The 23,371-nt window shown below is 74.1% G+C and carries 20 protein-coding genes and 2 pseudogenes; 9 read left to right on the top strand and 13 right to left on the bottom strand.

The genetic code is table 11. The features are described from left to right. Window positions 1–117: 117 nt before the first annotated feature. Complete coding sequence (locus tag ACQEVS_RS05735) at window positions 118–1,344, top strand: beta-ketoacyl-[acyl-carrier-protein] synthase family protein (protein WP_433016078.1); 1,227 nt, start codon at window positions 118–120, stop codon at window positions 1,342–1,344. Window positions 1,345–1,586: 242 nt separating this feature from the next. On the opposite strand, the gene ACQEVS_RS05740 is transcribed toward ACQEVS_RS05735, so the two are convergent. The 4 genes and pseudogenes from ACQEVS_RS05740 to ACQEVS_RS05755 form a co-directional block, all read right to left on the bottom strand. After that, window positions 1,587–3,254, bottom strand: a complete 1,668-nt coding sequence (locus tag ACQEVS_RS05740; RefSeq protein WP_433016081.1) for an ABC-F family ATP-binding cassette domain-containing protein — start codon at window positions 3,252–3,254, stop codon at window positions 1,587–1,589. A gap of 524 nt (window positions 3,255–3,778) precedes the next feature. After that, window positions 3,779–4,447, bottom strand: a pseudogene (locus ACQEVS_RS05745) (ATP-grasp domain-containing protein); the annotation flags it as partial. Between the two features lies 1 nt (window position 4,448). Continuing rightward, entirely contained in the window at window positions 4,449–5,192 is a 744-nt protein-coding gene (locus tag ACQEVS_RS05750) for a response regulator transcription factor (protein ID WP_433016084.1), read from the bottom strand. Window positions 5,193–5,288: 96 nt separating this feature from the next. After that, a complete protein-coding gene (locus ACQEVS_RS05755; RefSeq protein WP_433016087.1) occupies window positions 5,289–6,608 on the bottom strand; it encodes a sensor histidine kinase in 1,320 nt (439 codons plus the stop codon). A gap of 187 nt (window positions 6,609–6,795) precedes the next feature. On the opposite strand from ACQEVS_RS05755, the gene ACQEVS_RS05760 reads away from it, so the two are divergent. Then, complete coding sequence (locus tag ACQEVS_RS05760) at window positions 6,796–7,023, top strand: hypothetical protein (RefSeq protein ID WP_433016090.1); 228 nt, start codon at window positions 6,796–6,798, stop codon at window positions 7,021–7,023. A gap of 96 nt (window positions 7,024–7,119) precedes the next feature. Further along, on the top strand, window positions 7,120–7,608 hold the full coding sequence (locus tag ACQEVS_RS05765) for an N-acetyltransferase family protein (RefSeq protein ID WP_433016093.1): 489 nt from the start codon (window positions 7,120–7,122) through the stop codon (window positions 7,606–7,608). A 73-nt stretch (window positions 7,609–7,681) separates the two neighbouring features. Here ACQEVS_RS05765 and ACQEVS_RS05770 read toward each other — a convergent pair whose 3' ends face one another. From ACQEVS_RS05770 to ACQEVS_RS05780, 3 genes are all read right to left on the bottom strand, one after another. Further along, window positions 7,682–8,962 carry an MFS transporter gene (locus ACQEVS_RS05770; RefSeq protein ID WP_433016096.1) on the bottom strand — a complete coding sequence of 427 codons (1,281 nt, stop codon included), beginning with the start codon at window positions 8,960–8,962 and terminating at the stop codon, window positions 7,682–7,684. A gap of 91 nt (window positions 8,963–9,053) precedes the next feature. Continuing rightward, entirely contained in the window at window positions 9,054–9,635 is a 582-nt protein-coding gene (locus ACQEVS_RS05775) for a TetR/AcrR family transcriptional regulator (RefSeq protein ID WP_433016099.1), read from the bottom strand. Window positions 9,636–9,667: 32 nt separating this feature from the next. Then, complete coding sequence (locus ACQEVS_RS05780; RefSeq protein ID WP_433016102.1) at window positions 9,668–11,278, bottom strand: FAD-dependent oxidoreductase; 1,611 nt, start codon at window positions 11,276–11,278, stop codon at window positions 9,668–9,670. A gap of 50 nt (window positions 11,279–11,328) precedes the next feature. Here ACQEVS_RS05780 and ACQEVS_RS05785 point away from each other — a divergent pair, with 50 nt between their 5' ends. Continuing rightward, complete coding sequence (locus tag ACQEVS_RS05785; protein ID WP_433016105.1) at window positions 11,329–11,964, top strand: TetR/AcrR family transcriptional regulator; 636 nt, start codon at window positions 11,329–11,331, stop codon at window positions 11,962–11,964. Window positions 11,965–12,217: 253 nt separating this feature from the next. On the opposite strand, the gene ACQEVS_RS05790 is transcribed toward ACQEVS_RS05785, so the two are convergent. After that, a complete protein-coding gene (locus ACQEVS_RS05790; protein WP_433016108.1) occupies window positions 12,218–13,660 on the bottom strand; it encodes a PLP-dependent aminotransferase family protein in 1,443 nt (480 codons plus the stop codon). Between ACQEVS_RS05790 and ACQEVS_RS05795 the strand changes: the two genes are divergently transcribed. Both ACQEVS_RS05795 and ACQEVS_RS05800 read left to right on the top strand, forming a co-directional pair. Beyond that, window positions 13,659–14,561, top strand: coding sequence for a DMT family transporter (locus ACQEVS_RS05795; RefSeq protein ID WP_433016111.1), 903 nt, complete (start codon window positions 13,659–13,661; stop codon window positions 14,559–14,561). The genes ACQEVS_RS05790 and ACQEVS_RS05795 overlap by 2 nt on opposite strands. A gap of 351 nt (window positions 14,562–14,912) precedes the next feature. Then, window positions 14,913–15,113, top strand: coding sequence for a DUF1918 domain-containing protein (locus tag ACQEVS_RS05800; protein WP_433016114.1), 201 nt, complete (start codon window positions 14,913–14,915; stop codon window positions 15,111–15,113). 9 nt (window positions 15,114–15,122) lie between these two features. On the opposite strand, the gene ACQEVS_RS05805 is transcribed toward ACQEVS_RS05800, so the two are convergent. Beyond that, on the bottom strand, window positions 15,123–16,343 hold the full coding sequence (locus ACQEVS_RS05805) for a glycoside hydrolase family 10 protein (RefSeq protein ID WP_433027290.1): 1,221 nt from the start codon (window positions 16,341–16,343) through the stop codon (window positions 15,123–15,125). A 163-nt stretch (window positions 16,344–16,506) separates the two neighbouring features. Here ACQEVS_RS05805 and ACQEVS_RS05810 point away from each other — a divergent pair, with 163 nt between their 5' ends. Together ACQEVS_RS05810 and ACQEVS_RS05815 are read left to right on the top strand one after the other, a co-directional pair. After that, window positions 16,507–17,364 carry a 3-hydroxybutyryl-CoA dehydrogenase gene (locus tag ACQEVS_RS05810; protein ID WP_433016117.1) on the top strand — a complete coding sequence of 286 codons (858 nt, stop codon included), beginning with the start codon at window positions 16,507–16,509 and terminating at the stop codon, window positions 17,362–17,364. Between the two features lie 95 nt (window positions 17,365–17,459). After that, window positions 17,460–18,275: a GNAT family N-acetyltransferase gene (locus tag ACQEVS_RS05815; RefSeq protein ID WP_433016120.1), complete on the top strand. Its 816-nt coding sequence runs from the start codon at window positions 17,460–17,462 to the stop codon at window positions 18,273–18,275. Between the two features lie 140 nt (window positions 18,276–18,415). Here the strand turns inward: ACQEVS_RS05815 and ACQEVS_RS05820 are convergent, their stop codons facing one another. Then, the gene (locus ACQEVS_RS05820; protein ID WP_433016123.1) at window positions 18,416–19,393 is read right to left on the bottom strand and encodes a hypothetical protein; all 978 of its coding nucleotides are present in this window, start codon (window positions 19,391–19,393) and stop codon (window positions 18,416–18,418) included. Between the two features lie 408 nt (window positions 19,394–19,801). On the opposite strand from ACQEVS_RS05820, the gene ACQEVS_RS05825 reads away from it, so the two are divergent. Further along, window positions 19,802–20,059 carry a hypothetical protein gene (locus tag ACQEVS_RS05825; RefSeq protein WP_433016126.1) on the top strand — a complete coding sequence of 86 codons (258 nt, stop codon included), beginning with the start codon at window positions 19,802–19,804 and terminating at the stop codon, window positions 20,057–20,059. Window positions 20,060–20,120: 61 nt separating this feature from the next. On the opposite strand, the gene ACQEVS_RS05830 is transcribed toward ACQEVS_RS05825, so the two are convergent. The 3 genes and pseudogenes from ACQEVS_RS05830 to ACQEVS_RS05840 all read right to left on the bottom strand — a co-directional run bounded on the left by ACQEVS_RS05830 (window position 20,121) and on the right by ACQEVS_RS05840 (window position 23,332). Continuing rightward, a complete protein-coding gene (locus tag ACQEVS_RS05830) occupies window positions 20,121–20,651 on the bottom strand; it encodes an NUDIX hydrolase (protein ID WP_433016129.1) in 531 nt (176 codons plus the stop codon). A 58-nt stretch (window positions 20,652–20,709) separates the two neighbouring features. Next, window positions 20,710–22,046, bottom strand: a pseudogene (locus ACQEVS_RS05835) (tetratricopeptide repeat protein). Window positions 22,047–22,132: 86 nt separating this feature from the next. After that, complete coding sequence (locus ACQEVS_RS05840) at window positions 22,133–23,332, bottom strand: PP2C family protein-serine/threonine phosphatase (RefSeq protein WP_433016132.1); 1,200 nt, start codon at window positions 23,330–23,332, stop codon at window positions 22,133–22,135. Between the last annotated feature and the right edge of the window lie 39 nt (window positions 23,333–23,371).

A 23,371-nucleotide genomic window follows, 5' to 3' on the forward strand; every position in this document is an offset into this window, starting at 1 on the left:
CCCCACTTCCCTTGACAGGGTGGGCTCATGAGCCGGATCCCGCGCCGCTTCCGCGATGCGGGATCTCGTCTGTCTGTTCACACACCACAAAGCTTGCACTACAGAGGGGGTCAGCCAGTGAGCGCTGGGAACACCGACGCCGTACTGGTCACGGGACTGGGAGCCACGACGCCGCTGGGCGGGGACGCCGCGTCCACCTGGGCGGCGATGCTGGCCGGCGAGTCGGGGATCGGACCCATCGAGGAGGAGTGGGCGGCACGGTTGCCGGCCCGGCTGGCAGGCCGGCTGAAGGTGGAGCCGACCGAGGTGCTGGACCGGGTGAAGGCCCGCCGGATGGACCGCTGCGAGCAGATCGCCCTGATCGCCGCCCGTGAGGCGTGGGCCGACGCGGGCCGGCCCGAGGTCGACCCCGAGCGGCTGGCCGTCGTCATCGGTACGGGCACGGGCGGCGCCCTGACCCTGCTCGGCCAGGACGACGTCCTGGAGACGTCCGGCGTCCGGCGGGTCTCCCCGCACACCGTGCCCATGCTGATGGCCAACGGTCCCGCCGCCTGGGTCAGCATCGAACTGGGCGCCCGGGGCGGCGCCCACACCCCCGTCAGCGCCTGCGCCTCGGGAGCCGAGGCCATCGCCCAGGGCCTGGACCTGATCCGGCTGGGCCGCGCCGACGTGGTCGTGGCGGGCGGCACCGAGGCGTGCGTCTGCGCCCTGCCGATGGCCGGGTTCGCCCAGGCCAAGGCCCACTCGACGCGCAACGACGAGCCCGCGCGGGCGTCCCGGCCGTTCGACGTCGACCGCGACGGCTTCGTCATCGGGGAAGGCGCCGCCGTGATCGTCCTGGAACGCGCCGAGTTCGCAGCGGCCCGGGCGGCCCGCGCCCACGCGGCGCTCGCCGGGGCCGGCGTCACCTCCGACGCGCACCACATCACCGCCGCCCACCAGGAGGGGCAGGTACGGGCCATGCGCCGGGCGCTCGCCGACGCCGGGCTGTCCCCGCGCGACATCGCGCTCGTACACGCCCACGCGACGTCCACCCAGCTGGGCGACCTCACCGAGGCCCGCTCGCTCACCGAGGCGGTCGGCACCCACCCGGCCGTGACGGCCACCAAGTCGATGACCGGCCACCTCTTCGGCGCGGCGGGCGCGCTCGGCGCGATCGCCACGATCCTGGCCCTCCGCGACGGGATCGTCCCGCCCACCCGCAACCTCGACAGGCAGGACCCGGACATCCCCCTCGACGTCGTCGCCGGCAAGCCGCGCCACGGCGCTCTGACGGCGGGCCTGGCGAACGCGTTCGGCTTCGGCGGGCACAACGCGTCGCTGGTGTTCACGCCGGCGCCGTGAGGCGCGCGGCCCGGCTTCGAGGGTCCGACTCCCGCCTCGGGCGCGGACGTTCGGCTTCCGGGCCGCACCGGAGACCGCACCGGACCGCACGCGCGAAGACCACGACGAGCGCGAAGAGCATGACAAGCACGACCCGTTGCCGTGGCCTGCGAGCGCGCCCCGTCGCCGTGGCGTGAGCGTCCGGCCTGCGCCCCCAGGCGCCGGCCGGACGTTGGGCACCGCCGGAGCGCCGGCGCCCCCGTTCAGGCGTCGGTCGTTCCCGCCCGCACCTCCTCCCCCGTCGTGTCCCGCAGCCCGCCGTCGAGCCGGAGCCAGCGGGTGACGCCGATGGACTCCAGGAAGCGGAGGTCGTGGGAGGCCACGATCAGTGCGCCCTCGTACGACTCCAGGGCGGTCGTGAGCTGCCGGACGCTCGCCATGTCCAGGTTGTTCGTCGGTTCGTCGAGCAGGAGGAGCTGGGGGGCCGGCTCCGCGAGCATGAGGGCCGCCAGGGTGGCGCGGAAGCGTTCGCCGCCGGAGAGGGTGGCGGTCCGCTGTGTGGCCCGGGCGCCCCGGAACAGGAAGCGGGCCAGGCGGGCCCGGATCTCGTTGGGGGTCGCCTCGGGGGCGAACCGCGCCACGTTCTCGACGACGGTCAGCCCGTCGTCGAGAACGTCGAGCCGCTGTGGCAGGAACCGCAGCGGGACATGGGCGGTCACCGTGCCGGAGACGGCGTCGAGCTCGCCGGCGATCGTCCGCAGGAGCGTCGTCTTGCCGGAGCCGTTGCGGCCGACGAGCGCGACGCGCTCGGGCCCTCGCAGCTCCGACTCGCCCTCCACCCGCGCCCCGTGGGGCAGCACGAGTTCGCGCAACGTCAGCACCGAGCGGCCCGGCGGTACGGCCGTGTGCGGGAGGTCGACGCGGATCTCGTCGTCGTCGCGCACGGACTCCACCGCCTTGTCGAGCTTTTCCCGCGCCTCGGCGACCCGCTCCTCGTGCAGGATGCGGTGCTTGCCGGCGGAGACCTCGGCCTGGCGCTTGCGCGCCCCCATGACGATCTTCGGTTCGCGTTTGCTGTCCCACATCTTATGGCCGTACCGCTTGCGGCGCGCCAGGACGACGTGGGCGTCGGCCAGTTCGCGCCGCTGTTTGCGCAGGTCGGACTCGGCCGCCCGGACCATGCGCTCGGCGGCCTCCTGTTCGGCGGCCACCGCCTCCTCGTACGCGGAGTAGCCGCCGCCGTACCAGGCGACCCCGCCCGCGCGCAGGTCGGCGATCCGATCGACGCGTTCGAGGAGTTCGCGGTCGTGGCTGACGACGATCAGGACACCGGACCACGCCTCGACGGCCGCGTACAGCCGACGGCGCGCGTACAGGTCGAGGTTGTTGGTGGGTTCGTCGAGGAGGAGGACGTCCGGCCGGCGCAGCAGCAGCGCGGCCAGGCGCAGCAGCACCGATTCGCCGCCCGACAGCTCGCCGGTGGTGCGGTCGAGGCCGATGTGGCCCAGCCCGAGGCCGGCGAGCGTCGCCGTGGCGCGCTCCTCGACGTCCCAGTCGTCGCCGACCGCGGCGAAGTGCTCCTCGCGCGCGTCGCCCGCCTCGATGGCGTGCAGGGCGGCACGGGTGCCGGCGATGCCGAGGACGTCCTCGACGCGGAGCGCGGTGTCGAGCGTGGCGTCCTGCGGGAGGTAGCCGACCTCGCCGGCCACCCGGACGCTGCCGCCGGACGGCCGGATCTCCCCGGCGATCACCTTCAACAGGGTGGACTTTCCCGATCCGTTGACACCGATGAGACCGGTCCGGCCGGGCCCGAAGGAGACGTCGAGCCCGTCGAAGACGGTGGTGCCGTCCCGCCACTCGTGGGTGAGGGCCGAGCAGGCGACGGAGACGGGCGGACAAGAGGAGGAAGAGGAAGCGGAGGGATGTGACATACGGGCCTCGCAAGGTCGTGTGAGGTGGACACGTGGGCGGCAGCGCACGAGAACACCGCGGGGCGACCTTGCGGAGCGGGGGAAACCACGGAAGTACGGCGGAGTTCCCCGCACCGGCGGGAGGACGGCTGAAGCGTCGAGGTCGCACACGGAACGCGGGCAGCGGACGCGGAAACGGCGTGGCTGCGCGGCGCGCGGTGTCTCAGGACCTCAGACGAGCAACGTCCTTCTCCGATCGACGGCAACAGGGGCGGGATACACGGTAGGAAGTGCGGCGGAGGCGCGTCAACGCGTTTTTCCGCTGCGGCGAACCGCCGGGCGCGCGCACACCGGTCACCGCGCGTACACCGACTCCTACGACTGCTGCGCCCTGCCCGCGCGATCGGCTCCCCCGGTGCCGTCCCGGCAGAACCGGCGGTCCCGCTCGGACAGGCGGTCGCGGGGCCCGCCGCGCGGAGGACGACGTCCAGGGCCCGGTCCGGGTCGGCCGCGTAACAGTTGCTGAACCAGGCCATGTTGGCCTCCACCACCGCCCACTCCGCGTCCGGCGCCCGCGCGGTGCGCAGCAGCCCGACGTCCACGACGGCCGCGCTGGGCAGCGTGTCGCCGCAGTCGCCGAGGAGGCGGCGGGCGAAGGAGAGGACGGCGGCGCGGTGCCGGTGCCCGTCGAGCGGGGCGGCTTCCGGGCGGCCGTGGACGGCGTACTGGCTGCCGGTGCGCACCTCGCCGTCCAGGACGAACAGCCGGAACTCGGCGGCCCACTCGACCACTTCGGCGACCTGCACCGGCGTCCCGTCCGGCAGGTCCGCCGCGGCCGGCAGCCCGCCGCCGTCGGCGTGCACGGCGGCCCGGAAGCTCTTGTCGGACGGCGGCTTCACGAAGGCGGGTCGGTCCAGGCGGCGGGCCGCGCCCAGGGTGGTCAGGACCGTGCTCCGGCGGCGGAAGGCGAACGGCAGCCGGGGCAGCCAGTCGTCGGCCGGTTCCAGGAGGGCCACCCCGAGGCCGGCGCCGAACCGGGCGGCGTAGTGCGGGCCGCCGTAGTAGTGGCCGCCGGGGCCCGTGCCGTCGCCCGTCGGCCGGGCGGGCAGCGTCACCACGTCCATCCCGCGGCGCCGGGCCGCGCCTGCCAGCAGCTCGCGGGTCGACGTGTACTGCGGGGCGAGGCAGAGGGGTCCGTCGGCGCCTGCCGCCATGTCAGAGCTCCCCGGCGTCGTTCACCAGGAGCGCGATCTGGACCCGGTTGTTCAGGTCGAGCTTGGTGAGGATGCGGGAGACGTGCGTCTTGACCGTGGGGACGCTCAGGTAGAGGTGCGCGGCGATCTCCGCGTTGGACTGCCCGCGGCCGACGGCGACGGCCACCTCCCGTTCGCGCTCGCCGAGCAGCGCGAGCCGCCGCCGGGCGAGCGCCGCCCGGTCGCCGGGCCCGGTGCCGTCCGCCACCTGCGCGATGAGCTGCCGGACGACGGCCGGGGAGAGCACCGGCTCCCCGGCTGCCACCTTCCGCACGGCCTCCACGATCTGCTGCGGCGGGGTGTGCTTGAGGACGAAACCGGCGGCACCGGCCCGCAGGGCGCGCAGGACGTGGTCGTCGGTGTTGAACGTGGTCAATATGACGACCTCGGGCGGGCGCGGACGGCGGCGCAGCGCCTCGGTGGCCGCGAGCCCGTCGACCGTCGGCATGCGGATGTCCATCAGGACGACGTCCGGGGCGTGCGCGTCGACCAGCGGCTCCACCTCGGCGCCGTCCGCCGCCTCCGCGACGATCTCCAGGCCGGAGTCGCCGCCCAGCATCAGCCGCAGCCCCGAACGGACCAGCGGGTCGTCGTCGACCAGGAGGACGCGGACGGTCGCGGGCTCGGTCACCGGGGTTCCTCGGGCTTCTCGGGCTCCCTCGGGGCGGGAGGGCGGCTGCGGGCGGGCGGGTGTCGGCTCGCTCACTTTATCGGCAGGCCGGGGGCGGCGCCGGGGGGAGAACCGGGCGGCGGAGGACGGCGGCGGACGGCAGAGGACGGCGGCACCCGTACGTCAGCGCCCTCACCGGCCCCCGGCCGCCTCGCGCGACGCGGACGACGACGTGCGCCGCCCGTCCCAGGGCAGCCACGCGCGCAGCCGGAACTCCCCGTCGGAGCAGCCGTGTTCCAGCCGGCCGTCCGCCAGCCGGGCCCGTTCGGCGAGTCCGGTGAGGCCCTGCCCGGCGCCCGGGAGGCCGGCGCCCGGGGCGCCCGCGCGCGGGAGTCCGGCACCGGGGGCGCCGCCGGCCGGCGGAACGCCGCCCGCGAGCACACCGCCAGTGAGCCCACCGCCAGTCAGGACACCGCCCGCCAGGACGCCGCCCGTCAGCACACCGGCTGGGGCCGGCACGGGCACCGCGTTGCGCACCTCCACCACCAGACCGGTGTCCGGACCGCCCTCGACCGTCACGGTGACATCCGCGCCGGGCGCGTGCTTACGGGCGTTGGTGAGCCCTTCCTGCACGATCCGGTACGCGGTGCGCCCGGTGACGGCGGCCGGCGGCCCGCCGGCGGACGTATCGGCGGCGGCACGCACCTCGGCCTCGACGCGCATCCCCGCCTCCCGTGACTCCTCCACGAGCCGCGGGATGTCGTCGAGCGTCGGCTGCGGCCGGTCCGGGGCGTCCCCGGCGGGCAGCCGCAGGACGCCGATGATCTCGCGCAGGTCCTCCAGGGCCTGGTACGCGGCGTCCCGGATGATCCCGGACGCCCGTCGGACGTCCTCGGCGGGCGCGTCCGGCCGGAACTCCAGCGCACCCGCGTGCACGCTGAGCAGCGAGAGGCGGTGCGCGAGCACGTCGTGCATCTCGCGCGCGATCTCCTCGCGCACCTGGCGGCGCGCCTCCTCCGCCGCCCGGTCGGCGCGCTCCCGCAGCCCGGCGACGAGCCGGCCCCGGGAACGGACGTAGAGGCCCCAGCCGAAGGCGCCCGCGACCAGGGCGAAGTAGGTGAACGCGGAGGCGGTGCCGGGCTCGTCGAGCGCCGGCCGGCCGAGCAGGAAGAAGGGCAGCGGCAGGGCCGTGAACGCGGCCACCCACCCGGTGACGCGCGGCGGCCGGTGGGCCGCGACGGTGAACAGGGCGACCATGATCGGCCCGGCGGCGAAGTGCGAGAAGGCACCGGTCACCACGAGCGCCACCGCGACCTGGACGGGCCACCGCCGCCGCAGGAACAGCGCCGCGCACGCGAGCCCACCCGCCAACTGGTCGGCGAGCAGGGCCGCTTCGGACAGCCGGCGGCCGTCCAGCGCGTCCTCGGCGGTGGCCACCGAGAAGGCGGCGGCGAGCAGGAAGCACCCGAGGTCGGCGAGCCGGTCGCGGGTGGTGGGGCGAAGGCGGGTCATGCCCGGAAGGTACGTGTTCCGGGGCGCCGGGCCGAGGCCCGGGCGGCGGATCCGGCGCCTTCGGATACTTTCGGACGCGGCCCGATACCTTCGGACGACAGCGGACCCGCCGGTCCCCTCCTTCGGCCGGCGCACCACCTCCCGAAGGCCGACGCCGCGCCCGCCCGGCGCCTCCTACCTTCGCCGTATGAAGAGTGTGCTGGGTTTTGCGAGTTTCGTCCTGACGGCCGGCGGGATCAGCGGTCTGCTGCACGAATGGCTGGGCTGGTTCCGGCTCTTCGGGTTCCTGCGGTACCTCACCCCCGACGGCTACGCGGTCTACGCGAACGCGGTCTTCGTGGTGCTGGGCATCGCCCTCGGCCTCCTCGGCGGCTCCCTGGACCGGCGCGGCGCCTCCTCCCGAACGGGCGACTGACCGGCGGACGCACACCCGCTGACCGGCGGGACGCACACCCGGCCACTGCCGAAAAAACCTGGCGCCCGGCACCCTCCCCCGTGGAGGATCACGGCCATGCAGATCCGAGAGGCCACCGGCCACGACTGGCCCGCCATCTGGCCGTTCCTCCGCGAGATCACCGCCGCCGGCGAGACGTTCGTCTACCCGCTCGACCTCGACGAGGAGGCGGCCCGCGCCCTGTGGCTACTCCCGGCCCCGAACCGCACGGTCGTCGCCGTCGACGGCGCCGGTACGGTCCTGGGCACCGCCAACATGACGGTCAACCGGCCGGGCAACGGCGACCACATCGCCAGTGCCAGTTACATGGTGGACCCGGCGCACGCCGGCCGGGGCGTGGGCCGGGCCCTGTGCGAACACACCCTGGAGTGGGCGCGGGCGGCGGGCTTCCGGGGGATGCAGTTCAACGCGGTCGTGGAGTGCAACGAGCCGGCCGTGCGGCTGTACCGGTCGCTGGGCTTCGAGGTGGTGGGCACCGTGCCGGGCGCGTTCCGGCATCCGCGGGAGGGCTACGTGGGACTGCATGTGATGTACCGGGAGCTGTGAGCGGGACGGACCCGATGACGGCCGCCCTCGCCCGTCCCCACCCCGGCTTCCGCTTACGCCGCCCCCGCGCCCGTCATCCGCGGGCCGCGCACAGCTCCTTCTCCGACTTCTCCGGCTTCTCCGACTCCTCAGCCGTCTCCACCGTCTCCGCCTCCCTCGTCTCCCCCGTCTCCTTCGTCACCGTGGCCGCCCCGCTCCCGTTCCTCCGGCGGCGCAGGTCGGGGACGAGGGTGAGGAGGCCCAGGACGGCCAGGCCGGCGCCGAGCCACACCGGCCCGCGCAGGCCGAAGCCGGAGACGGTCAGTCCGCCGACCGAGGACCCGATGATGATGCCGAGGGTGATGAAGGAGGAGTGGATGGTGTTGACCAGGGGCCGGGCGTTGGCGGTGCGGTGGACGCGGGTGATCATCGCCGGGTTCATGGTCACGCCGGCCAGCCCGATGCCCATCATGCAGATCACCGCGGGTACGGCGAGGTGGGCGAGCAGGGCGAGGCCGGCGAGGAACACGGTGTTGAGGGTGAGGCCGGTGAGCAGCACCGGGAGGGTGTGGCGGTCGGCGAGCCGGGCGACGACGGCGTTGCCGAGCACGGTGGCGGCGCCGTAGGCGATGAGCAGCAGCGGCACGGTGCCGCTGCCGAAGCCGGTGACCTCGGTGAGCAGCGGGTTGAAGTAGCTGAAGGCGGCGAAGGTGGCCCCGATGATCAGGGTGCTGGTGGACAGGACCAGCCACAGCCGGGGGTTGCGGAAGGTCTCCAGCTCCTGCCGGAAGCTCTCGCCGCCCTCGGGCCGGCCCGGGCGGGGGACGCCGACGGCGGTGCACAGCGCGGCGATGGCGGTGAGCAGGCTGATCGCCCAGAACGCGGCCCGCCAGCCGAGGTGTTCACCGACGATGGTGGCCAGCGGCAGGCCCAGCAGCGTCCCGAGCATCAGCCCGTTCATGGCCGTGCCGAGCGCCCGGCCGCGCGCCTCGGGGCTCGCGAGCCGGGCCGCGAGGGAGAGGCCGATGCCGAAGAACGCCTGGGAGGCGACGCCGGTGACGACGCGGGCGATCAGCATCACCGGGTAGTCGGTGGCGGTGGCGGCCAGCACGTTCCCGGCCAGGAAGACGCCGAACAGTACGAACAGCGCGCTCTTCTGGCACATCCTCATCAGCGCGACGGTGAGGAAGGGGCCGCCGAGGGCCATGGCGGCCGCGTAGGCCGTGATCAGATACCCGACCTCGGGCACGGTGGCGTCCAGCCCCTCCGCGAGCTGCGGCATCAGCCCGGCGACCACGAACTCGCTGGTGACCATCGCGAAGATGCCCAGCGCGAGCACGTAGACGGGCCGGGGGACGGCGGTGGCTCGGGTCATACGGCAACACCTTTCCTAACCGATCGTTCCAATAAAACGGCGAACGAAAACCCCCTGAAGCACAGGGGGTTCCCGGAGGCCGGGGGCAGGGTCAGCGGAGGACGCTCAAGGCCCCGTCGACCGCGTCCTCCAGCCGCCGGCGCCCGCCGGCGGTCTTGCCGACGACGCGCAGGCCCTGGAGGAAGGTGACGAAGAACCGGGCGAGGGCGCGCGGATCGGCGCCCTCCCCCAGCTCGCCCTGGTGCCGCGCCCGGACGAGGGCGCCGGCGACGGCCGTCTCCAGCTCGTCCAGGGCCGAGGCGACCCGCCGCTCGGCCTGCTCGTCGCCGGGCAGCACCTCGACGGCCGCGTTGGTGACCAGACAGCCCTTGCGGTCCGGGTCGTCCAGGCTCTCGGCGGCGTAGCGCAGCAGCAGTTCGCGGACGGCGGGCAGGGCGGGACCCGGCCGGCCGAGCAGTTCCAGGGTGGCCTCGCCCTTGACTTCGCAGTACCGGTCGAGGGCGCGCAGGTAGAGGGCGTGCTTGCTGCCGAAGGTCGCGTAGAGGCTCCCCCGGTTGACGCCGAGGTGGTCCACCAGATCCTGCATCGAGGTGGCCTCGTACCCCTTGCGCCAGAACAGGTCCAGCGCGGACCGCAGTGCGGCGTCGGGGTCGAACTCCTTGTTCCTGCCCATGGACAGGACGCTATACGAACCGGACCGAACGTTCAAGAATGAAGCGGTGTGGGCCGCGGCTCCCCGAACCACCGTCGGAGTGCGAGGTCCAGCTCCTTCCGGTCGTCCCCCGCGTCCCCCGCACCCTCCGTGCTCTCCACGCCCGCCGCGTCCGCCGCCCAGGCGACGACACCGTCCGGCCGGACGAGCAGGCCGGCGAGCCCCGCCCGGTCCGGGCACGAGGCGGTGCTCACCTCGACCCGGCCCTCGTACCCGTCGGCGGACGCGCGGAGCTCCGGGTCGTCGCGGAGGTCGACGAGCAGCGCGCGCCCGTGGTGGAGGCGGTCCCCCAGCCTGCCGCCGTCCGTGAAGGCCAGGTCGGGGGCGCTGCGGCCGGTCAGCGGGTGGCTGCCCGGGAGGTCGTACCGCTGCCACACGCCGGAGATCTTCTTGACGAGGTGGGTGGTGCCGTCGACGGTCCCGGTCAGGTCGCGGACCACCGCCCGCAGGGCGCGGGCGTGCGGATCGGGCCGCATCATGGCCACTTGGGCCCGCGTCCAGTCCAGCACCCAGGCGCCGATCGGGTGCCGTTCGGCGGTGTAGGTGTCGAGCAGGCCGTCGGGCGCCCACCCCCGGACGGTGGCGGCGAGCTTCCAGCCGAGGTTCATCGCGTCGCCGATGCCGAGGTTGAGACCCTGGCCGCCGAACGGCGAGTGGACGTGGGCGGCGTCGCCCGCGAGCAGGACGCGGCCCTTGCGGTAGGTGGACGCCTGGCGGGTGTTGTCGGTGAACCGGGTGGCGGTGTGCACGGCGGTGACGGTCACGTCGGCGCCGGTGACCCGGCGCAGGCTGTCCTCGATCTCCCGGGCGGTGACCGGGGATTCGCGGTCGGCGGGCGGCCCGTCGAACTCCACCGTGAGGACGCGACCGGGCATCGGGCCGTGGACGTAGTGCCCGGTGGCGGTGGTCTGCCAGCCGGAGCCGAGCGCTTCCGCGCCGGTCATCTCGACGAGGGCCTGCCGGCCGGTGATCTCGGGGTCGGTGCCGGGGAAGGCGAAGCCGGCGAGCTTGCGGACGGTGCTCCGGCCGCCGTCGCAGCCGACGAGCCAGCCGGTACGGACCGGGCCCGCGTCCGTGTGGACGGTCACGCCGGCGTCGTCGGCGTCGAAGCCGGTGAGGGTCACGCCGCGGCGGAACACCACGCCGAGTCCGGCCGCCCGCTCGGCGAGCAGCCGTTCCAGGGGCTCCTGGGGGACGAGGCCGACGTCCGCCGCCGGTCCGGCGTTCCCGAAGTCGGGGTCGGACGCGTCGAAGAGGTCGGCCCGGAGCGGTATCGCCGCGAAGTGCCCGGCGAACCGGGGAGGCGGCGCGGGGGCGGACGCCCCGGCGGCCCGCATGCCGGCGACGAAGGAGCTGAAACGGCCCATCGCCTCCCGCTGGATCTCGGCGAGGGCCGGCAGCATGCCCCGGCGGTAGAACGCCTCCGCGCTGGGAGTGTTGATGGCACCGGCCTTGACGGTCCGGTCCACCTCGGTGCGGCGTTCGAGGACGAGGACGCGGGTGCCGGCCAGGGCGAGTTCGCAGGCAAGGGTGAGGCCGACGGGACCGCCGCCCGCCACGACGACGTCGCGTTCCGTGGACTCCACAGGCTTCATGGGTTTCATGGCGCTCACTGTAGTCACTAAAACTTTGGATTCGATATAGCCTTTTCCCCATGAGTGGACGGAAGGCACCGGATCCGGCGGCGCTGCCGCTCCGGGAGCGCAAGAAACTGCGGACGCGGCAGCGGATCTCGGACGTGGCCACGCGGCTGTTCTTCGAGCGCGGCTTCGAGGAGGTGACGGTGGCGGAGGTGGCCGAGGCGGCCGAGGTCTCCGCCATGACCGTCTTCAACCACTTCCCGCGCAAGGAGGACCTGTTCCTCGACCGGATCCCCCAGGGCATCGAACTCGCCGTCGCGGCCGTCCGGGACCGCGCCCCCGGGGAGACCCCGGTCGCCGCGCTCCGCGGGCTCGCGCTGCGGCTCGTCGACGAGGGCCATCCCCTCTCGGCCGTCGGGCACCCGCCGTTCTGGCGGATCGTGTACGGGTCGCCCGCGCTGCGGGCTCGCTTGCGCGAGGGGTACGACGAGCTGGAGGCGGCTCTGACGGCGACGATCGCGGCCTCGGGCACCGATCCGCAGCCCCGGGTGACCGCAGCTCTCGCCGTCGCCGCTTATCGGGGGGCGTGTGCGACATCGGTGCGGCGGATGTTCACCGGGGAGGCGGTGGAGGTCGTACTGACCGATCACCGGGCGCTGCTTGAGCGGGTGTTCCGGGAGTTGGAGCGGGTGTTGCCGCTCGGGGGGTGAGGTGCCCCGGGCCCGCCCCTTCGCCGCTTCCTGGGGCTGCGCCCCAGACCCCCCCTTTTCGCGGCTTCGCCGCTCGTCCTCAAACGCCGGACGGGCTGGAAGCGCGCCCGGGCGCACCACTCAGCCCGTCCGGCGCTTGAGGACAACCGCGCGAAGCGCGGTTTCGGGGGCGCGGGGACCTCCCCCGCAAGAAACGGTGAATGGGGGTGCCCCCTCTGGGGGAGGGACCGGGGCACACCCCACCGGGCTGACCTCAGCCCGCCAACCCCACCCCCAACCGCCGCACCCCTTCCGCCAACTCCGCCTCCCCCGCCACAGCCGCCACGCACACCCGCACATGAGCCGCCGGCGGCTCCGCCGCGTAATACAACCGCCCGGGCGCGACGGCGACACCGGCCCGCAGAGCCGCCGAGACGAAGGCCGCCTCCTCCGTCCCGTCGGGCAGGCGGAGCCACAGATGGAAGCCGCCCGGCGGCACATGGGCGACCACCACGGAAGGCAGGTCCCGCCGCGCCGCGGCGAGGAACGCCTGCCGCCGAGCGTGGAGTTCGGACGCGACCGTCCGCGCGTGCCGCGCCCAAGCGGGCGAACCCACCAGTTCAAGCGCCGCCTCCTGAAGAGGCCGCGGCACGAAGAAGCTGTCGATCAACTGGACCGCGCGCAGCCGCTCCACCACCGGTCCCCGGGCCGCTAGCGCGCCGACTCGCAGGCTGGGCGAGACGAACTTCGTCAGGGACGTCACGTGCACCACGACACCGTCCGGGTCCTCGGACGCCAGGGTGGGCGGCTGCGGGGGCGCGTCCGCGTGGGCGAGGCCGCGGGCGAAGTCGTCCTCGACGACGAACGCCCCGGCGGCCCGGGCGATGCGCAGGACCTCACGGCGGCGCTCGGCGGAGAGGACGGCGCCGGTCGGGTTCTGGTAGAGGGGCTGGCAGAAGAAGGCCCGGGCGCCGGTGGCCCGGAACGCGTCCGCCAGCAGGTCGGTGCGGACCCCGTCGGCGTCCACCGGGACGGGCACGGGGCGCAGCCCTGAGGCGTACGCGGCGGCGAGTACGCCGGGGTACGTGGGCGATTCGACGAGCACGGGAGCGCCCGGGGGCGCCAGGGCGCGCAGCGCGGTGGTGAGCGCGCTCTGGCCGCCGGCGGTGATGAGGACGTCGGAGGCGGCGACCGTGCCGTCCGGACCGCCGATGGCCCGCGCGAACCAGTCGCGGAGCGCGTCGACGCCCTCGACCGGGGGCCGCCCCCAGGCGCCGGGCCGGCGGCCCGCGCGGCCGAGGGCCGCGGCGAGGGCGCGTTCGGGCTGCAGCGAGGCGTGCAGGTAGCCCCCGGCGAGGTCGATGGTCCCGGACGGCGTGGGGGTGAACGTCACACAGATCCGGGCCGCCTCGACGGAGCGCGGCACCGTGCGGTCGCCCGGCTCGGCGCTGAGCGCCACCTGCTGCCAGGAGGTGTCCCCCAGCGGCACGCGGTCGGCGGCCGCCCGCGCCTCGGCGCGGAACGCGCCCGCCCCCGGCCGGGTGACCACCAGCCCTTCCGCCGCCAGGACGGCGAGGGCCCGGGAGACGGTGACGGGGCTGACCCGGAAGCGGTCGATCAGGGTCCGGCTGGACGGCAGCTTCTCACCCGGCGAGTAGCGGTCGACCTCCTGTCTCAGGAGTCCGGCCAGTTCGGAGACGCTGCTACGCTCGTGCATGACAGCACAAGATAGCGCTACTCGCCCGATGTCGATAGCGGTCAACAGCGGCGCGGCGAACGGCGGCACGCTCCTCGCCCTGCTCGCCGTGGGCATGTTCTCGCTGACCTTCCCGGCGACCGTCTGGGCCCTGGACGGGCTCGGCCCCTGGTCAGTGGTCACCTGCCGCGCCGTCCTCGCCGCGCTGCTCGCGGGCGGTTTCCTGCTGGCCGGCCGGGTGCCTCCACCGGAGCGCCGGCACTGGGGCGGGCTGTTCGCGGTGGCGGCCGGCTGCGTCGTCGGTTTCCCCCTGCTGACCACACTGGCCCTGGAGTCGTCGACGACCTCGCACGCGGCGGTGGTCGTGGGCCTGCTGCCGGTGACCACCGCCGTCTACGCCACACTGCGCACCGGCGCCCGGCACTCCCGTGCCTTCTGGATCGCGGCCGTGGCCGGGGCGGTGGTCGTCATCGCGTTCGCCCTCTACCAGAGCGGCGGCCGGCCCGGCACTGGCGACCTGTACCTGTTCGCCGCGCTGCTGGTGTGCGCCGCCGGCTACGCCGAGGGCGGCCGGCTGGCCCGGGAACTGCCCGGCTGGCAGGTCATCGCCTGGGCCCTCGTCCTCTGCCTGCCGGCGAGCGCCGCCGGGGCGGCGGCCGCGCTGGCCCTGGAACCCGTCCACCTCACGGCCAAGGCGACCGCCGGTCTCGGCTGGCTGGCGTTCTCCCAGTTCGTGAGCATGTGGCTCTGGTATCGCGCGATGGCGGTGACGGGTGTGGCTCGTGCGGGCCAGCTTCAGCTTTTGCAGCCGCTGCTCACTTTGGTGTGGTCGGTGGCGCTTCTTGGCGAGCGCCTTGCGCCTGCGGCGCCGCTTGCCGCTGTCGCGGTACTTGTGTGTATCGCGGTGACGCAGCGGACTTGACGGGGTCCTTGGGGATGCCCCGGCCCCGCCCCTTCACCGATTCCTGGGGGCGAGCCCCCGAGACCCCCGGAACCGCGCTCCGCGCGGTTGTCCTCAATCGCCGGACGGGCTGAATAGTCAGCCCGTCCGGCGATTGAGGACGAGCGGCGAAGCCGCGATAGGGGTCTGGGGCGCAGCCCCAGGAATCGGCGAAGGTGGGGGTGCCCCCTCTGGGGGAGGGCCCGGGGCACCCCCCAATCGGGCCGCACCCCGGGCCGAACCGCCCCCGCGCCCCTAGACTCGAAAGGGACTGCGCGCGTCAGCGCGCACGCGCACAAGCCACGACCGACCCCGATGGAAGGAGCCGCGTCGATGCATGCGAGCAAGGGCGACCGTCTGGTCGTGCACGGCAGGGTCGTCGGACAGCAGGACCACGTCGTGGAGATCGTCGAGGTCCTGGGGCCCAAGGGCACACCCCCGTACCGCGTCCGTTCCGAGAACGGCCACGAGACCATCATGTCGCCGGGTCCGGACTCGGTGGTGGACCACCGCAAGGCCACGGGCGAGCGGTAGCGGCCGCGGTCAGCGCGGCGGGCGCGCGCGGCGAGGGTAGTGGTCCCGGACCACGCGCGCCATCGCGCCGATCGGATCGTCCCGCACCTGCCGGGCGGAGAAGTAGACGTTCCCGCCCACCTCGCGGTGGCGCCGGCAGAGCGCGAGGTGGCGGGAGAGTTCGGCCGGGTCCTGCCAGGGCGCCGGCTGTGAGGGGTCGCCCTGCCGGTAGAGCGCCTCGCCGATGTACAGGCCGACGTGGGTGCCGTGCACGGTCCGGGCCCACCACGGCACGAGGGTCGCGTAGTCGGCGGCGGTGTTGCCGATGTGCCAGTACACCTGGGGGACGATGTAGTCGATCCACCCTTCGCGCACCCACTTGCGGGTGTCCGCGTACAGGTCGTCGTACGTCTGCACCCCGGCCCGGGTGTCCGAACCCCGGGGATCCGTCGTCTTGTTGCGCCACACGGCGAACGGGCTCACCCCGAACCGCACATGTTTCTTGCGCCGCTTGATGCGCTCGCCCGTCTCGCGCACCAGCCGGTCGATGTTGTCGCGCCGCCAGGCGGCCCGGTCCGGGAACTTGCCGCCGTGGCGCCGGTAGGCGGCCGCGTCGTCGAACTGCTGCCCCGCCACCGGGTACGGGTAGAAGTAGTCGTCGAAGTGCACCCCGTCGAGGTCGTAGCGGAACACCGCGTCGAGCATGGCGTCCTGGACGAACCGGCGGACGTCCGGCAGGCCGGGGTTGTAGTAGAGCTTCCCGCCGTAGGGCACCGCCCATCCCGGGTGCTTTCGCGCCGGATGGGACGGGACGAGCCGCCCGGGGTCGGTGTGGTTGGCGATGCGGTACGGGTTGAACCAGCCGTGCAGTTGCAGGCTCCGCCGGTGCGCCTCGCGGACGGCGAAGGCCAGGGGGTCCCAGCCGGGGTCCTTCCCCTGAGTGCCGGTCAGGAACTCGGACCAGGGTTCGTACCGTGACGGCCAGAACGCGTCGGCGGTCGGGCGGATCTGGAGGAGGACGACGTTCAGCCGCCGGGTCACGGCGGAGTCGAGGAGGGCGAGGAGTTCCTCGCGCTGCCGGTCCGGGGTGAGCCCCGGGCGGGACGGCCAGTCGATGTTGGCGACGGTGGCGGCCCATACGCCCCGGAACTCCGTGGGAGTCTCCCCGGCGTCCGCCCACCCGGCGTCCGGGAACAGGCCCAGAGCCGTCACCGCCCCCGCCCCGACCGCCGTGAACCGTCTTCGCGTCATACGCACCATATGTTGCTCACTCCTTGTCGGATGTGTCACACCATGCGCGCTGAGCATGCCCTCCCCGGGCCCCCCGCTACCGGACCGCGCGGAGTAACGTCTGACCGAGGCGGGAGCGACCCCGGCACCCGCCGGTCGACGAAGAGCACCGAAAGGCAACGTCTTGAGCGACATCGAACGCGTGGGAGTGGTCGGCTGCGGCCAGATGGGCGCGGGCATCGCGGAGGTGTGTGCCCGGGCGGGCCTGGACGTCATGGTCGCCGAGACCACGGGCGAGGCCCTGGAGATCGGCCGCACCCGGCTGACCAACTCGCTCGGCAAGGCCGCCGAACGCGGCAAGATCACCGAGGAGGAGCGGGACGCGGCCCTGGGCCGGCTGAGCTTCACCACCGACCTCGGCGAGTTCGCCGACCGCGACCTGGTCATCGAGGCCGTCGTGGAGAACGAGCAGGTCAAGACCGAGATCTTCCAGGTGCTCGACCAGGTCGTCACCCGCCCGGACGCCATCCTCGCCTCCAACACCTCGTCGATCCCGCTGGTCAAGCTCGCGGTCGCCACCTCGCGCCCCGACCACGTCATCGGCATCCACTTCTTCAACCCGGCGCCGGTGCAGAAGCTGGTCGAGATCATCCCGGCGCTCACCACCTCCGACGAGACGATCAAGCGGGCCGAGGCCCTGGTGGCCGGCGTCCTGGACAAGCACCCGATCCGCGCCCAGGACCGCTCCGGCTTCATCGTCAACGCCCTGCTGATCCCGTACCTGCTCTCGGCCATCCGGATGTTCGAGTCCGGCATCGCCAGCCGCGAGGACATCGACAACGGCATGGAAATGGGTTGCGCCCATCCGATGGGCCCGCTCAAACTGTCGGATCTGATCGGTCTCGACACCGTCGCGTCGGTGGCCGACAGCATGTACGCCGAGTACAAGGAGCCGTTGTACGCGGCGCCTCCGCTGCTCCAGCGGATGGTGGACGCGGGGCGGCTCGGGCGGAAGTCGGGGGCCGGGTTCTACACCTACTGAGCGGCGGCCACCGCTCCTGTCACGCCTCGGACGGGCCGGGTCACCGGCCCGTCCGGCATGTTCCGGTCCGGTCACCCCCTCACAGGAGTACGAGCTTGCCGCTGAACCGTCTGGAGACGTACTACGACGCCGTGCCGCGCGCCGGCGCCCGCGCCGAGGACTTCGGTCCGCTGACCCTGTTCGTACGGGAGGGTTCCGGCGGTTGGCCGTACTACGCCCGCCCGGCCCTCGCCGGTCCCACCGCCGTGACCGCCGCCGACGTGGACCGCGTCCGGGCCCGCCAACGCGCGCTCGGCGTGCCCGAGTCCTTCGAGTGGGTCGCGGAGACCACCCCCGCGCTGCGGGCGGCCGTCGAGCAGTCGGGGCTCGTGGTGCACGAGCACCCCCTGATGGTCCTCGACGCCGCCGCCGTCCCGGCCGTGGTCCCGCCGTCCGGCGGCGTCACCGTCCGTACGCTGGACGCCGACGACCCGGCGCTGCCGAGCGCGGTGGCCGTCCCCTTCCTCGCCTTCGCCGAGCCCGGCACCCGCACCGGCGTCGCCGGACGCACCGAACTCGCGGCACACGCCGAGGAGTTGATTGCCGACGGGACCGTCGCACGGCTCGCCGGCCGGATGCGGGCCGGACTGACGTCCGTCGCCGCCGCGCTGGAGGACGGCACGGTGCTGAGCGCGGGGCAGCACCAGCCGGTCGGGGTGGTCAGCGAGATCGTGGGCGTCGGTACCCTGCCCGCGGCCCGCCGCCGGGGCCTCGGCCTCGCCGTCACCGCCGAGTTGATCGCCGACGCCCGGGCGCGAGGCGTGGAGACGGTCTTCCTCTCCGCCGGTGACGAGGACGTGGCCCGGCTGTACGGCCGGCTCGGCTTCCGCCGCGTCGGCACCGCGCTGATCGCCGAACCGCCCGCTGTGTAAGGCGCGTTCCTCCATGACCGCCCGCCCGGCGGTGGTGCGTCCCACCGCCTTCGGGGTCACGGTCCCGACGCTCGCCGAGTGCGTACGCGGTCGTCGCCGGGCCGGCGACAGGGGCGTCGGTCGTCGGCCCCGCGGTCGCGTCAGCCGGGCTCGCCGGTCCGGCGTCGCCGTACCGAGCGGACGGCGGCCGCCGCCAGGACGAGCGCGCCCGCTCCGAAGACGGCGTTGCCGGTCAGGGCGACGGCGGCCGGGGCGCCCGAGTCCGTCGCCTGGACGAAGCCCGCCCAGACGTAGGTCAGCAGGGCGCCGACGGCGACCGCGACGCGGTGGCCGGCACCCCAGCCGCGGCCTCGGGACCAGCGCAGGCCCAGGACCGAGGCCACCGCGGCGAGCAGCAGCCAGACGAAGGCCGTGATCCAGTCCGGTACGTGGTCCCGCAGCAGCGTCTGACCGGCCCAGTAGGCGCTGGTGAGGGCGAACGCGGCGCACCCGGCGCGCCATGGGGCGGGTGCGGCGGCCGGGCTCCGCGGGCCCGGGCTCCGGCCGACGAGGAAGGCCGCCGCGATCAGCCCGACGATCAGGACGGCGCCGACGGTCCACTGCCCCGCCGAGGCCATGAACTCGTCGTTGTAGGCGTACTGCAGGGCCGCCAGCCCCAGCGAGCCCGCCGCGAACACCAGGCCGGTGACGCCCAGACCGAGCCGTCCCAGCCACGGCCGCCGCGGTTCTCGGCCGAACGCCTCGACCAGCGCGATGGGTACGCAGATGCTCCAGATCATGTGCATCGAGACGACGTCCTGCAGCAGCGCCACGCTGGTGCCGAGCAGCGGCACATGGGTCCCCGCGTAGACGAGGCCGAAGGGGACGCCGCCGTAGTGGGGGTTCCAGAGCATCTGGTCGACCGGGCCCTCCTCGAACAGCCCGTAGGCCGCCCCGAGCAGCAGCATCGTCGGCCAGCCCCGCCCGGCGCGCCGCGCGGCCTCCCGGACGAGCAGGGCCCCGCACCCGTACAGGGGGATGAAGAGGAACAGGGACCCCAGGTCGCTGATGGGGGTGTTGCCCAGCAGGAACTCGCCCACCAGGGGGCCAGCAGGATCAGGCCGAAGACCGACCGCCATCGGTGGGGAGTTCCGCGGACATCGTTCATTCATCTGAGCCTACTGCCACATTGGTGGGCGTTTGCCCGCTCTCATCGCGAATCTCATAAACCATGGCTTTCATGGCGTATCGAGTGGCCTCGCGGACCCGGGCGACGCCGGACGGGCCCCGGCGGCCCGACGACGAACCCCCGCCGCGCCGCCCGGCGCGCTGCGGCCGGATTCCGCCCCGGCCGTGAAACGCGTGGTCGGGGAACACCTGCTCCCCGAACGGCAGGACACCGCAAAGAGGTTCACACGGGGTGTGCGGCGCTGACCCGTACTCACCCTCCGCACACGCTCCCGCCCCGCCTCGCCCCGCGCTTTCCTTGTCGTACAGCGCGTTCACCACGGAAACAGCCGTGGGACCTTCCGGAAGGAGTACGGACCGTGACCTTGCATCCCGAGCACGCCGCGAAGACGGCAGAGCTCGCGGAGCTCCGGCGCAGACTCGACGTGGGCGCCGTCCGCATCGACGGGCGCCTCGCCCTGCTCACCCAGCGCAGCGACCAGGCGCAACGCGAGATCACCGAAGTGGAGGAGCGCGTCAAGGCGCTGGAGAGCGGCCGGTGGCCGGTCTCCTCCCTTGCCGCGCTCACCGGCCTGGCAGGGCTGGGCCTCGCCGTCTGGCAGGTGGTCGGCCGGTGAGCACGGGGGTCCCCCGCCGCCCGAAGGTGATCAGGTGATCACGTGATCGGTGATCGGGCGATCAGCCGAGGCGCGTGTGGTGCAACAGGAGCAGGGCGGCGGCCATGTTGGCGGCCGGCACCTCACCCCGGGCGATCATGTCCGGCACCAGCTTGAGCGGGACCCACTCGCGGCGGTCCGACTCGAAGCCGTCCTCCGGTTCACCGATGTACTCGGCCTCGTCCGTCCAGTAGACGTGATGCCGGGCGTCGGTGAGGCCGTTGGACGGCTCGACGGTCATCAGGTGCCGCAGCGGGCCGGGCCGCCAGCCCGTCTCCTCCTCCATCTCCCGGGCCGCGGCCCGGGCGGTGTCCTCGCCGTCCTCGACGACCCCGGCGGCCAGCTCCCAGCCCCAGGTGTCGGTGATGAACCGGTGCCGCCAGAGCAGCAGGACCTCGTTGGCCCGGTTGACCGCCGTGGCGACGGCCACGGGCCGCATCCGGATGAGGAAGTGGTCGAGGTGTCGGCCGTCGGGGAGTTCGACGTCCGCGAGATTGACCCGGAACCAGCGGTTCTCATAGACGTTCCGCTCCGCGAGATTCTTCCAACGCACGTGTTGCCACCTTCCGCCGAGGTGGCCACCTACCCGGGCGTCGCCCGCACAAGGGTCGTCACAAGGGCACGCGCAGCGCCCCTTCGATCATTTCGGCGGCCTCGGCGGTGGCCGCGCACCCGCTTTCGACCAGGTGCTCGCGCACCGCCCGGAGCCGGTCCCGTAAGCGCTGCGATTCCATGCCCCTCGCCTGCTCGGTCATCTCCTGAGCGGTGGCCACCGCCTTGTCCGCGTCTCCCTGACGCAGCTCGATGTGCGTGAGCATGGCGAGCCGGTGGACACGGCCCCGGTCGTGGGCGGGGGTGTCGACGGCCCGGTCGGCGTGCTCACGGGCGGGACGGAGATCACCGAGGCTGAGCAGGGCCTCGGCCACCTGGACGTTGACCAGTCCCGGCTGGACGTAGCCGGTCTCGGCGGGTTCCTGGCCCCGGTGGATGCGCTCGGCGGCCGACTCGGCGCGGCGGATGCAGCCCAGCGCCCCGGCGCCGTCGCCGAGCCGGGCGTACGCCTTGGCCTGCATGGCGTAGAGGTCGGCGGCGAGCGCGGGCGTCAGGTGCGGGCCGCCGGAGCGCAGCGCGGACTCGGCGAAGGCGACGGCCTGCCGGTACTCCCCCAGGAACAGCGACTGGTTGACGAGCAGGGCGATGACGTAGGCGCCCAGCCCCCGGTCCCCGCTGGCCTTCGCCAGCCGCAGCGCCTGGTGGAAGTAGCGCTGGGCGAGGCCGTGCGCGTCGGAGTCGTAGGCGCAGATGCCGGCGACGGCGACCAGGCCGCCGGTGGCGCGGTGGAGGTGACGGCCGGTGGCGTCGGAGTAACTGCCGCGCAGCAGCGGGGCGGTCTCGGCGTTGAGGAAACCGACGATCCGGGCGCGGGTCGCGACCCCGCCGGCCTTGCGGTACATCTGCTCGTAGTGCGTCCGGGCGGCGCGCAGCATGGCGATGTCGTCCATGGAGACGCGGGTGAGGCCGCGCCGGGAGACGTCGGCGTCGTCGGGCGGGTTCTCCCACTCCCAGACGGGCATGACGGCGTGGGTGCCGGTGACGGCGGGGGCGGTGACGACGTGCTCGCGCTGCTGCTCGTCGGAGCGCCACAGGGCGGTGGCCCGCTCGACGAAGCCGGACAGCGGGGTGCCGGGGACCCGGGGGCGCCGGGGGTGCCCAGGCCGATGTCGTCGAGGGTCAGCGGCCGGTGCAGCCGCTCCCCCAGCACCTCGCAGATGAGGTCGGGCACCTGTCCGCGCGGCCGCTGGCCCTTCAACCAGCGGGCCACCGCGGTGTGTTCGTAACGCAACGCCAGACCCCTGGCCCGGCCCGCCGTGTTGACGTGGGCAGCCAGGCCGGCGTGGGACATCCCCGCCTCGTCGAGTATGGCGTCGAGCAGAGTGTTGGGCTCCATGCCGCCCCTCCGTGAGCGCTCGGTCGACCCAGCGTAACGGAAACGGATTCGCACGGGGTGTGAACGGCCGTGCCGGGCAAGGGAGTTCAGCCGTGCGGGCAGCTGCCGGCCAGCGGCCCGTGCGGGGTGCGGTCCGGGACGCGCCGGCGGTCGTTGCGCAGGGCGAGCAGGGCGAAGTCGTCGGTGAGGACGCCGCCGGTGTGCCGCAGGACGGCGGCGCGGACGCGGTCGACGACGGCGGCCGGGACGACGGGCGCGCGGGCGGCGGCCTCGGTGAGGGCGCGGGTGAGCGGGAAGAAGCGGCCGGCCGCGTCCCGGGCGTCCTCGACGCCGTCGGTGTGCAGCACCAGGGCCTCACCGGGCAGCAGCCGGGTGAGCCGGCGGACGGGCGGCTCGGCGGGGAGCGGGAACATGCCCAGCGGGGGCAGCGGTTCGCCGGAGGAGAGCACCTCGGCCCGGACGCCGTGGGGCGGGCCGGCGTCGCCGCCGGTCAGCCGGTGCGGCCAGGGGTGGCCGCAGTTGAGGGCCGTCACCTCGCCCTCCGCGCCGATCTCCAGCATCAGGACGGTCGCGAAGTCTTCACCGGAAGGCAGCGACTCGCCGGAGGGCGGCGACTGGCCGGACGCCCGGTCGCCGAGGTGGCGGTGGAAGGCGCGCTCCATGCGGCGCAGTACGCCCGCGAGGCCGTCCTCGTCGTGGGCGGCCTCCCGGAAGCTGCCGAGCAGGGCGGCGACGGTGCCGAGGGCGGGCAGGCCGTGGCCCCGGACGTCCCCGATGACCAGCCGGACGCCGTGCCGGGTGGCCAGCGCCTCGTAGAGGTCACCGCCGAGCAGGGCGCCCTCGCTGGCGGAGCGGTGGCCGCCGGCCAGGGTGAGCCCGTCGAGGCGGGGCGGCAGCGGGCGCAGGACGGCGTGCTGGGCGGTGGCGGCGATCTCCCGGAGCCGTTCGAGCTCGCGGGTCAGCCTCAGGCGGCGGTGGCTGGTGAGCCAGGCCGCGGCGACGACGGCGAGGACGGCGCAGCAGGTGCCCAGCCGCATGGCCGGATCGGCGCGGCCCGCCGACCCCAGCGGGACGAGGGCGAACAGCGCGCAGGCGCCGCCGAGCAGGACGCACTGGCGGCGGCCGCTGCCGGCGCAGGCGATGGCGGGGGCGGCGGCGAGCAGTTGGACGAAGTGGACGCCGAGCGGGCTGAGCAGCTCCCAGATCACCACTCCGGCGACCCAGAGGCCGGGCAGCGCGAGCACCGCACCCCGTCGGCAGCGCGCCGCCGCCCTGGTACGGATCATGCCGTCGGCCCCCCTTGCGCAATGACGCGCTCGATTCTC

The organism is Streptomyces sp. CA-181903 (genome assembly GCF_050937075.1).
In the GTDB taxonomy this organism is placed as follows: domain Bacteria; phylum Actinomycetota; class Actinomycetes; order Streptomycetales; family Streptomycetaceae; genus Streptomyces.

Bases quoted from the DNA above. Each gene is read 5' to 3' on its own strand.
- ACQEVS_RS05740 (WP_433016081.1), bottom strand. From the start codon at position 3,254: ATGTCACATCCCTCCGCTTCCTCTTCCTCCTCTTGTCCGCCCGTCTCC.
- ACQEVS_RS05755 (WP_433016087.1), bottom strand. From the start codon at position 6,608: ATGACCCGCCTTCGCCCCACCACCCGCGACCGGCTCGCCGACCTCGGG.
- ACQEVS_RS05760 (WP_433016090.1), top strand. From the start codon at position 6,796: ATGAAGAGTGTGCTGGGTTTTGCGAGTTTCGTCCTGACGGCCGGCGGG.
- ACQEVS_RS05765 (WP_433016093.1), top strand. From the start codon at position 7,120: ATGCAGATCCGAGAGGCCACCGGCCACGACTGGCCCGCCATCTGGCCG.
- ACQEVS_RS05770 (WP_433016096.1), bottom strand. From the start codon at position 8,962: ATGACCCGAGCCACCGCCGTCCCCCGGCCCGTCTACGTGCTCGCGCTG.
- ACQEVS_RS05775 (WP_433016099.1), bottom strand. From the start codon at position 9,635: ATGGGCAGGAACAAGGAGTTCGACCCCGACGCCGCACTGCGGTCCGCG.
- ACQEVS_RS05780 (WP_433016102.1), bottom strand. From the start codon at position 11,278: ATGAAACCCATGAAGCCTGTGGAGTCCACGGAACGCGACGTCGTCGTG.
- ACQEVS_RS05785 (WP_433016105.1), top strand. From the start codon at position 11,329: ATGAGTGGACGGAAGGCACCGGATCCGGCGGCGCTGCCGCTCCGGGAG.
- ACQEVS_RS05795 (WP_433016111.1), top strand. From the start codon at position 13,659: ATGACAGCACAAGATAGCGCTACTCGCCCGATGTCGATAGCGGTCAAC.
- ACQEVS_RS05790 (WP_433016108.1), bottom strand. From the start codon at position 13,660: ATGCACGAGCGTAGCAGCGTCTCCGAACTGGCCGGACTCCTGAGACAG.
- ACQEVS_RS05800 (WP_433016114.1), top strand. From the start codon at position 14,913: ATGCATGCGAGCAAGGGCGACCGTCTGGTCGTGCACGGCAGGGTCGTC.
- ACQEVS_RS05805 (WP_433027290.1), bottom strand. From the start codon at position 16,343: ATGACGCGAAGACGGTTCACGGCGGTCGGGGCGGGGGCGGTGACGGCT.
- ACQEVS_RS05820 (WP_433016123.1), bottom strand. From the start codon at position 19,393: ATGGCGGTCGGTCTTCGGCCTGATCCTGCTGGCCCCCTGGTGGGCGAG.
- ACQEVS_RS05840 (WP_433016132.1), bottom strand. From the start codon at position 23,332: ATGATCCGTACCAGGGCGGCGGCGCGCTGCCGACGGGGTGCGGTGCTC.